The sequence below is a fragment of the Herbaspirillum sp. B65 genome (genome assembly GCF_000333555.1).
GTDB classification, from domain to species: Bacteria; Pseudomonadota; Gammaproteobacteria; order Burkholderiales; family Burkholderiaceae_D; genus Herbaspirillum; species Herbaspirillum rubrisubalbicans.
Genome location: NZ_BADI01000501.1, coordinates 1 through 9347 on the forward strand (window position 1 = coordinate 1; position 9347 = coordinate 9347).

Annotated in this window: 8 protein-coding genes and 1 pseudogene; 2 read left to right on the forward strand and 7 right to left on the reverse strand. The window is 63.9% G+C overall.

Going from position 1 to position 9347, the window contains the following annotated elements:
• The 7 genes and pseudogenes from I5W_RS12020 to I5W_RS12050 form a co-directional block, all read right to left on the reverse strand.
• A pseudogene (locus tag I5W_RS12020) lies at positions 1–265 on the reverse strand (ABC transporter substrate-binding protein); the annotation flags it as partial.
• Between the two features lie 91 nt (positions 266–356).
• On the reverse strand, positions 357–1364 hold the full coding sequence (locus I5W_RS12025) for an ABC transporter ATP-binding protein (RefSeq protein ID WP_044529397.1): 1008 nt from the start codon (positions 1362–1364) through the stop codon (positions 357–359).
• Entirely contained in the window at positions 1357–2340 is a 984-nt protein-coding gene (locus I5W_RS12030; protein WP_044529402.1) for an ABC transporter ATP-binding protein, read from the reverse strand. The genes I5W_RS12025 and I5W_RS12030 overlap by 8 nt, the downstream gene beginning before the upstream one ends.
• A complete protein-coding gene (locus I5W_RS12035; protein ID WP_044529398.1) occupies positions 2337–3299 on the reverse strand; it encodes an ABC transporter permease in 963 nt (320 codons plus the stop codon). Before I5W_RS12035 ends, I5W_RS12030 begins: the two co-directional genes overlap by 4 nt.
• Positions 3296–4270, reverse strand: coding sequence for an ABC transporter permease (locus tag I5W_RS12040; protein ID WP_017454162.1), 975 nt, complete (start codon positions 4268–4270; stop codon positions 3296–3298). Before I5W_RS12040 ends, I5W_RS12035 begins: the two co-directional genes overlap by 4 nt.
• Entirely contained in the window at positions 4267–5739 is a 1473-nt protein-coding gene (locus I5W_RS12045; RefSeq protein ID WP_044529399.1) for an NAD(P)-binding domain-containing protein, read from the reverse strand. Before I5W_RS12045 ends, I5W_RS12040 begins: the two co-directional genes overlap by 4 nt.
• A 144-nt stretch (positions 5740–5883) precedes the next feature.
• Positions 5884–6822, reverse strand: coding sequence for a LysR family transcriptional regulator (locus I5W_RS12050; RefSeq protein WP_044529400.1), 939 nt, complete (start codon positions 6820–6822; stop codon positions 5884–5886).
• 301 nt (positions 6823–7123) lie between these two features.
• Here I5W_RS12050 and I5W_RS12055 point away from each other — a divergent pair, with 301 nt between their 5' ends.
• Positions 7124–8320, forward strand: coding sequence for an aminotransferase class V-fold PLP-dependent enzyme (locus I5W_RS12055; protein ID WP_044529401.1), 1197 nt, complete (start codon positions 7124–7126; stop codon positions 8318–8320).
• 165 nt (positions 8321–8485) lie between these two features.
• Positions 8486–9328 carry a methionine ABC transporter ATP-binding protein gene (locus tag I5W_RS12060; protein WP_044529403.1) on the forward strand — a complete coding sequence of 281 codons (843 nt, stop codon included), beginning with the start codon at positions 8486–8488 and terminating at the stop codon, positions 9326–9328.
• Positions 9329–9347 lie beyond the last annotated feature (19 nt).

Genomic DNA, 9347 nt, shown 5'->3' on the forward strand with positions numbered 1-9347 from the left:
ATTCCCAGGTCTTGGGGTCGATGTTCTTCCAGCTCACCGCCAGGCCTGGCACCAGCTTGTTGTAGTCGTTCTGGACCAACAGGTCCCAGAAATGCAGGTCCACCGAGCGGTCGCCGGCGTGATTGTTCAGTTGCGGATCAAGCGAAGAGAGCGGATCGGCAAAGGCGATGTTGAGGTTCTGCGCACGCGCCGCATCGGCGGCAACGGCCAGCGCGGCACCGCTCAGGGCGACGGCCAGCAGGCGGGTCAGGAGAGTTTTCTTCATGGTCGGGTTCCTCTGTGGTCAGGGTGTAAGCACTGCGGGATATCCAAGTTCTTAGTTCTTGACTGCTCGGTTCTAGGTCATCAAATCCATCTCAACGGCCATCATTGAGATGACAGGCACTCATGTGCCCCGGCGCAATTTCGCGCAACAAGGGCTGTTCTTGACGACAGCGCTGCGTGGCGTGCGGGCAGCGCGGGTTGAAGTGACAGCCGCCCGGCGGATTTAGGGGGCTGGGGATTTCTCCCTTGATGGCGGTGAATTCCTTCTTGCGCGCCCCCATGCGCGGCACCTCGGCCAGCAGGGCTTGCGTGTAGGGATGATTGGGCTGGTCAAACAGCTCGGCCACCGGGGCACTCTCCACCACCCGGCCCAGGTACATGATGACCACGCGGTCCGACACGTGCTCCACCACGCCCAGGTCATGGCTGATGAACAGATAGGTCAGGCCCAGTTCTTCGCGCAGGTCCATGAACAGGTTCAGGATCTGCGCCTGGATCGACACATCCAGCGCCGCCACCGCTTCATCGCAGACCAGCATCTGTGGCTGCACGGCCAGCGCCCGGGCGATGCCGATGCGCTGACGCTGCCCCCCCGAGAACTGGTGCGGATAACGGTCGCGCAGGGCCGGATCGAGGCCGGCGCGCAGCAACTGGCGGCAGACATAGTCATCCAGACCGCCCTCGACCTTGCCATTGACCTGGGCCGCCTCACCGACGATCTGGTCGACGCGCAAGCGCGGGTTCAGGCTGGCATAGGGATTCTGGAAAATCATTTGCACCTGCAAGCGCGCCTGGGCCTCTTCGCCACGGGTGAGGCTGGCGCGATCGCGACCATTGACCAGCACTTGGCCTTCCGAAGGGTCCAGCAAGCCACAGGACACGCGTCCCAGCGTGGACTTGCCGCAGCCGGATTCGCCGACCAGACCGACCACTTCACCCGGCAATACCTTCAGGTCGACCTGGTCGAGTGCGTGCGTGACGGCAGGTGGGCGGCTCCAGCCGCGCGCCTGCAACTGGCGCTCCAGCCAGCCCTGGTGGCGCTGGCCAAAGCGACGACTGACTGCGCGGGTTTCGATGAGGGGGATGACGGCCTTATCCATGGTGCTCCTTCATCGAGATAGGGTGATAGCAGCGCACCAGATGTGCCGGCTGCGGCTCGCTGATGGCTGGGGCCGTCAGGCAGTGCTGACTGAGCCGCTCGCAACGCGCGGCAAAAGCGCAGGTCGGCGGCAGGTGCAGCAGGTTGGGCGTCATGCCGGGAATCTGGCGCAAACGCGTTCCACGCCGGTTGTTGCTGGGCAGGCTGCCGATCAGGCCTTGGGTATAGGGATGCAGCGGACTATCGAGCACCGCATCCACACTGCCCTGCTCGACAATGCGCCCGGCATACATCACCGCCACTTCATCGGCCAGCCCGGCCACCACCGACAGATCGTGGGTGATCCAGATCAGCGCAGTGCCATGCTGGCGCGCCAGCCTCTGCACTTCCGACAGGATCTGCGCCTGGATGGTCACATCCAGCGCAGTAGTGGGTTCGTCGGCAATGATCAGGTCAGGCTTGTGCAGCATGGCGATGGCAATGGCCACCCGTTGGCGCATCCCGCCCGACAACTGGTGCGGATAGGCCTGCAGGCGCTCCTCGGGGCTGGCGATGCCCATCATGCCCAGGGTCTGACGCGCCAGCTCACGCGCCTGCTGGCGGCTCACCTTGCTGTGCGCCAGCACGGCATCGACCATCTGCGCCTCGACCTTGAGCACCGGGTTCAAGGTCATCATCGGATCCTGGAAGATCATGGCGATGCGGTTGCCCTGCAGTTCGCGCAACGAGGTCTTGTCCATGCGCACCAGGTCGCGGCCCTGGAACAGGATTTCGCCGCCGACGATGCGCCCCGGCGCATCGACCATGCCCAGGATGGAAAACCCGGTGACGCTCTTGCCCGAGCCGGATTCACCGACCAGGCCCAGGATGCGACCACGCCCCACAGAGAGCGAGACATCATCGACCGCCGGCAGCACACCATCGGGCGTGAAGAAATGCGTGCGCAGATGGCGCACTTCCAGCGTCGTCGCGCTCACTTCTGCCACCTCGGATTGAGGATGTCGCGCAGGCGGTCGCCCACCAGGTTGATGGCGACGATCACGATCAACAGCGTGATGCCGGGATAGAAGCTGATCCAGTATTCACCCGAGAGCATGTATTGGTAACCATTGGAAATGAGCAGCCCCAGCGAGGGCTCAGTGATGGGCACGCCCAGGCCGAGGAAGGACAGGGTCGCTTCCAGCGTGATGGCACGCGCCACCTGCAGCGTGCCGATCACGATCAGCGGTGGCAGGCAGTTGGGCAGAATGTGGCGCACCATGATGCGCCAGGAAGACAGGTTCAGCCCGCGTGCCGCTTCCACGTATTCCTTGCGTCGCTCCACCAGCGCCTGCCCGCGCGCGGTGCGGGCGTAATAGGCCCATTCCAGCACCACCAGGGTGGCCATCACGTTGAAGATGCCCTTGCCTACATAGGCCAGGATCAGCATCGCCACCAGAATGGAGGGGAAGGACAGCACCAGATCGGCAAAGCGCATCAGCAAGGTATCGAGCTTGCCGCCGACATACGCGCCCAGCAGGCCGATGAGCGTGCCGATGACGCCGGCGATCAACGCCGAGCCCACACCGATGCCCACGCTGATGCGCAAGCCATAGAGGATGGCCGAGACCAGGTCGCGGCCCTGGCCATCGGTACCCAGCCAATAGGTATAGGTACCGGCGCCATTGATGGTGCCAGGATGCAGGCGCGCATCGAGCACATCCAGTTGCATCAGGTCATAGGGATTCTGCGGCGTGATCCACGGTGCGGCCACCGCGCCCACGATCAGCAGCAGCACGATCACCAGCCCCAGCATGGCCGAGCGCGACGCCACGAAGTGACGCAGCACGCGCCGCCAGGGCGACTCGCGGCGCGGGGCCTGGAAGGCCGACAGTTCGGCCACGCGGGCGCGCACCTGTTCTTGGGTCAGATGGCTGTCGGGGTGCGGCGTGCTCATGCCCGGGCCTCCACTCGCACACGCGGATCCAGGATCTTGTAGAGCACGTCCACCACCAGGTTGATGGTGACGAACATGCACACGATCACCATCAGGTAAGCCACGATCACCGGCCGGTCCAGCGCATTGATGCTGTCCAGGATCAGCTTGCCGGCGCCGGGCCAGGCGAAGATGCTTTCGGTTACCACCGCAAAGGCAATGGTGGAGCCGAACTCCAGCCCGACCACGGTCACCAACGGGATCAGGGTATTGCGCAAGACATACATCAACACCACCCGTGCCGGCGACAAACCCTTGGCGCGGGCGAACTTGACGAAGTCCATCGGCAGCACCTCGCGCACATTTGCGCGGGTGAGGCGAATGACCAGCGAAATCTTGAACAGCGACAGGTTGATCGCCGGCAGGATCATGTGCCGCCAGCCATCGGCAGTCAGCCACGACCACTGCACGCCGAACAGTTCGGCGGTCTGGCCGCGACCGCCCGAAGGCAGCCAGCCCAGCGTGACTGAGAAGGCCATGATGAGCATCAGGCCGATCCAGAAGGTCGGCAGCGAAAAGCCGAGGATGCTGGTGGTCATCACCAGGCGTGAAAACGGATGATCCGGTTTCATCCCCGCCAGCAGCCCCAGCGGCACTCCCACCAGCAGGGCCAGCAACAGAGCGGCGAACGCCAGCTCCAGCGTGGCCGGCAGGCGCTGGAAGATCAGCAGGATGGCCGGTGTGTTGTAGACGAAGCTATTGCCCAGGTTGCCGTGCAGCGCGCCATTGAGGAAGGCCAGGTACTGGCGCCATACCGGCTGGTCCAGCCCCAGTTCCTGGATGATGCGCAGGCGGTCCACCTGGTCCACGTCCTGGCCGATCAGGATATCGACCGGATTGCCGATCATGTGCAGGCCGAAGAAGACGATCACCGTCATCAACAACACCACCATCAGTGCCTGCAACACGCTTTTCGCAATCGCTGCACTCATGCGGGCAGCTCCCAGGGCGCTTCGGTCCATTCATCGCCTTCCAGTTCCGGCTCTTCGTAGGACTGGATATTGCGGTAGTGGACCTCCACGTCTTCGCTGTACATCAGCGCAGCAATGCCCTGCGCCAGGCGATAGGCGCCATCGCTGATGGCCGGGATGTCGCCAGAGACCGTGCCATGGCTGGCTGCGGCCGGATAGCAGAAGCAGTGCACGCGTTCCAGGCCTGGCAAGCTGCCGGGGGTCTTCTGCTGGAATTCGAACACCGGTCCCAGGTAAGGCGAGTCGGCCAGTTCCTGGTCTTCTTCGCCGGCGGGTGGGGTGTAGCGGTCGCTCCAGCTGAGGATGTGCGGGGCGATCTCCTTGAATTCGCTGCGCAGGCTCCAGTCGATCTTGAAGCCGGTGGAGAAGAACAGGAAATCCAGTTCCAGCGGACCGCGATTGGTCTGCAGCAGCAGCGTGCCATCTCGCTGGAGCTCCACCGACTCGATGGCGGTGCCCAGCAGGAAGCGCGCATTGGCAAAGCGCGAGACGCGGCGCGTGCTGCCCGAGGGCGGCGGCACCTGTTGTGCATTGACATAGTGGCGGATGCGCCATTTCCATGCATCCGGCAAGTGCAGGTGACCATTGACCAGGCCGGGGTTGCCCGAGCCCTTGCCCTTGTTGATGCGCGGCAGGTCCTTGCGGCGGATCAGCAGATCGACCCGCGCCGCCCCCTCTTCCAGCGCGGTGGCCGCGCTGTCCATGGCAGAGGAACCACCGCCAACGACGCCCACGCGCTTGCCCTTCAGACTGGGATAGTCGAACACGTCAGACGAATGCGCCCAGCGATCGCGTGGTAGTTGCCCGGCCAACGGCGGCAGGTAGGCGCCACCCAGGCCATCGCGACCAGTGGCCACGACGACGCGGCGTGCCAACACGGTCGATTGGCCCGCAGGCGATTGCAGTTGCAATGCCACGATGCCATCGGCGCGCGGCTGCACGGCCAGCACCCGGTGCTCGTTACGGATATCCAGCTGCATCACGCGGCGGAACCAGCGCAGGTAATCCATCCATTGCAGGCGCGGGATCTTGTCCAGTGCCTCCCAGGCGGCCAAGCCGAACTGTGCCTCGAACCAGGCGCGGAAAGTCAGCGCCGGAAAGCCCAGCGCCGGGCCGGTCAGGGTCTTGGGCGAGCGCAGGGTTTCCATGCGCGCGGTGGTCGCCCATGGGCCTTCGAAATCCTTGGGCGACTGGTCATAGATGACGTTGGGAATGCCCAGGTGCGTCAAGGCGACCGAGGCCGCCATGCCGGCCTGGCCACCGCCGATGATGGCCACATCGATCACCGGCACGCCAGCGCGCTCGATCTTGGGCGTCCACGCCTTGCCGGGCAGGGCCAGCCAGTCCAGGTCCTGGCGCAGGCGCGCTTCCAGGGCGGCCAGTCCTTGCGGGGCTGCAGCCGTGGTCAATGTCGGTTCGGTGTCTTGCATATCGCCTCATCAAAAGCATGAAAAGACGAGCTCGGTATGGTCATTGCCGGTGATCGTCTGGTTTCGGGTTTTATGATGCAACGCCCTTCCCGGTTGACGCTGCTGCGTGCTTGCTACGGTACTGCCACAGAGCTACAAAATGATTTATAACAATTCGTCATGCAGGCTGGCATCCCGCTTGACGAAGCCCTGCAAGGTATGGCGTGCGGCGGTCTCCACCGCATCGATCAGTCGTTGCGTCACCCCTTCGACCGGCTTGCCATAGGGCGTGACCACACCGAAATAGAAAGGAATCTCCACCGCCAGGCGCTTGACCACCATCCCCTCGATGGGCATCCCATAGGCCGTGGCCGGCTCCACCAGCGCCACCCCCAGTCCGGCGCGCGCGGCCATGATGGCGTTGAAGGAAGTATTGGTATCGATGGCCACATCCAGCCGGCTATCCTCGCCCAGCGCAGTTTCCACCCGCTGGCGCAGGCGATATCGATTGGACATGGTGATGACGCGCTGGCCACGCAGGGCGGCGCGGGTGAGCTTGTCGCGGCCGGCCAGCGGATGATCGGCGCGCACCACCGCCACGCAGGGCGCTTCGCCAATCCAGTGCAGCTCCAGGCCGCGGTGCGCCACCGGCAGCGAAGTCAGCCCCAGGCTGACAGTGCGGTGCAGGACCGCGTGCACCACCTGCTCGGCCGAGGCGCTGCGTAGGTGGATGTGTTCCGGGAACGCACGATCTTTCTCGCCGGCCAGTAATTGCAAGGCCGCCGGGGCGATGGTCGAGGCCAGCGCAGGAGTGGCTATCAGGTGGACCGGATGCACTTCTTCACGGGCGATTTCGAGGGCGCGCTCGCGGATGCTGCGCAGGCCCACCAGCGAGCGTTCCACTTCTTCATAGAGCAGGAAGGCCTTGGCCGTGGGCGTGACGCGCGGGCCATTGCGGTCGAACAGGGCATACCCAAGTTCAGATTCCAGCTCGCCGATGGCCTTGCTGACGGCCGGCTGCGAACGGCCCAGGCTGCGACCCGCACCGGTCACACTGCCCAGGGTCATTACCGCCGCAAAGGCCTCCAGCTGATTCAGATCCATCGAAATCAGATTCCTTGATCAAAGTGCTTGCATATGATTTTCGAATTATAGGTTTGCTTGTATTCTATTTCAGTATAATAATTTTGTATAAGCAAATGCAGGACGCAGCATGTGACCGGGAATCCCGCTGCCGTCCTGCCTTGCCAGCTGGCAACCCTGCAAACCGTATATACAAATTCACTACAAATTCGCTCAACGTCGTTATCCAAATCGGAACCGCGGCGTTACTGTCAGTGACTGTCTTTGCGGGCCACCGGCCCATCTGCTCAACTGGATCACCCTGAACACCCGGAACACCCTCATGAACGCCCCTGCCCCCTGTCGCCCCTCAGCCGATCTACGCTTTCCCATCTACCTGGACTATGGCGCCACCACGCCGGTCGATCCCCAAGTGGCGCGCGTGATGTGCGACTTCCTCACCGACAAGTTCGGCAACGCCGCCAGCAGCTCCCACCCCTTCGGCTGGGAAGCGCGACGCGCGGTGGAGCAGGCGCGTGCGCAAGTGGCCGGCCTGGTGGGCGCCCGCCCGGATGAAATCATCTGGACCTCGGGTGCCACCGAATCCAACAACCTGGCGCTCAAGGGAACAGCCCACGCACTGCGTGCACAAGGACGCGGCAAGCATCTCGTCACGGTGGCCACCGAACACAAGGCGGTGCTGGACACCATGCATACGCTGGAGAAGGCCGGCTTCGAGGTCAGCTACCTGCAGCCGGACGCCGATGGCCTGGTCACCCCGCAGCAGTTGCGCGCCGCACTGCGCCCGGACACGCTGCTGGCCTCGATCATGTATGTCAACAACGAGATCGGCGTGATCCAGCCCATCGCCGCATTGGGCGAGGTCTGCGCCGAGCACGGGGTGGTCTTCCATGTGGACGCCGTGCAGGCGGCCGGCAAGATCGCCATCGACCTGGCGCAACTGAAAGTGGACCTGATGTCCTTTTCGGCGCACAAGGTCTACGGCCCCAAGGGTATCGGTGCGCTATATGTACGCAGCAACCCGAACCTGAAGCTGGAAGCCCAGATCGATGGCGGCGGTCATGAAAACGGGATGCGTTCGGGCACCCTGGCCACGCACCAGATCGTCGGCATGGGCGCAGCCTTCGCCCTGGCCGGCCAGTTGCTGGTGACGGAAGGACAGCGCATCCGCGCCCTGCGCGACCGGCTGTGGCAGGGCCTGGCCGATTTGCCGGGGGTGCAATTGAATGGCAGCGCCCAAGCCCGCGTACCACACAACCTGAACGTGAGCTTCCCGCCCACGCGCTATGGCACGCTGGGCAGCCAGTTGCTGGGTATCGCCGTGTCGGCCGGTTCGGCCTGCAACTCGGCTGCGGCCGCGCCCTCCTTCGTGCTGCTGGCCATCGGTCGCTCGCCGGAGGTGGCGCGCAATGCAGTGCGCTTTTCGCTGGGCCGGGGCACTACCGAGGCCGAAATCGACTACGTGGTGGCCACCGTGCGCCAGGTGCTGGCGCATGAAGTGCTGCAAGAGGCGAACTAAGGCAGGGATTTACTTAGTTTTTTCTGCGCCGGGCCGCCAGGCCTCATCATTCCTGGCAATTAGTATTGAACTGCAGATTTCTCCGATAAGCTAAGAACTTTTTATAAGTTCCCATGCTGCTCATGCAAGGTTAGACTCGGGGCCGTTTCCTTAGAACTGACCAACGTGATTCGCATCGAGCAACTCCACAAGACCTACCATGCCGGCCAGCGCGACATCATCGCCCTGCGCGACATCAACCTGGACATCGCCCAGGGCGAGATCTTCGGCATCATCGGCCGCTCCGGCGCCGGCAAGAGTACCCTGATCCGCACCTTGAACGTCCTGGAACGCCCCGACAGCGGGCGTGTCCTCATCGACGGCGAAGACATCACCGGCCTCGGCCATGAAGCCCTGCTGGGCCTGCGCCAGCGGGTGGGCATGATCTTCCAGCATTTCAACCTGCTCAACGCCAAGACGGTGGCGCAGAACATCGACTGGCCGCTCAAGATCACCGGCCGCTACAGCCGCCAGCAACGCGCCGCGCGCGTGACCGAACTGCTGCAACTGGTGGGCCTGGAACCGCACCGCGACCAGTATCCGGCACAACTGTCGGGCGGCCAGAAGCAGCGCGTCGGCATTGCCCGCGCCTTGGCCAATACCCCGCGCCTGCTGTTGTGCGATGAAGCCACCTCGGCCCTGGACCCCGAGACCACCCAAGCCATCCTGCGCCTGCTGCTGGACATCAACCGCAAGCTGGGCCTGACCATCGTGCTCATCACGCACGAGATGGAAGTCATCCGCAGCATCTGCGACCGCGTCGCCGTGCTGGAACATGGCGCAGTGGCCGAACAGGGCCGCGTGGTGGACATCTTCCTGCGCCCGCAACACCCGGTCACCCGTTCGCTGCTGGCCGAAAGCCATGCCTGGGNATGCAGCGACAATCTCTACCAGCGGCGCGCCGATGGCACGCTGGTGCGCCTGACCTATGCCGGTGAAGTCGCGGCACACCCCATCTGTCGCAACTGAACGCGGCTACCAGCGCGCT

Excerpts from the sequence above, each read along its gene's own strand:
- I5W_RS12025 (WP_044529397.1), bottom strand. The coding sequence starts at position 1,364 with ATGGATAAGGCCGTCATCCCCCTCATCGAAACCCGCGCAGTCAGTCGT.
- I5W_RS12035 (WP_044529398.1), bottom strand. The coding sequence starts at position 3,299 with ATGAGCACGCCGCACCCCGACAGCCATCTGACCCAAGAACAGGTGCGC.
- I5W_RS12040 (WP_017454162.1), bottom strand. The coding sequence starts at position 4,270 with ATGAGTGCAGCGATTGCGAAAAGCGTGTTGCAGGCACTGATGGTGGTG.
- I5W_RS12045 (WP_044529399.1), bottom strand. The coding sequence starts at position 5,739 with ATGCAAGACACCGAACCGACATTGACCACGGCTGCAGCCCCGCAAGGA.
- I5W_RS12050 (WP_044529400.1), bottom strand. The coding sequence starts at position 6,822 with ATGGATCTGAATCAGCTGGAGGCCTTTGCGGCGGTAATGACCCTGGGC.
- I5W_RS12055 (WP_044529401.1), top strand. The coding sequence starts at position 7,124 with ATGAACGCCCCTGCCCCCTGTCGCCCCTCAGCCGATCTACGCTTTCCC.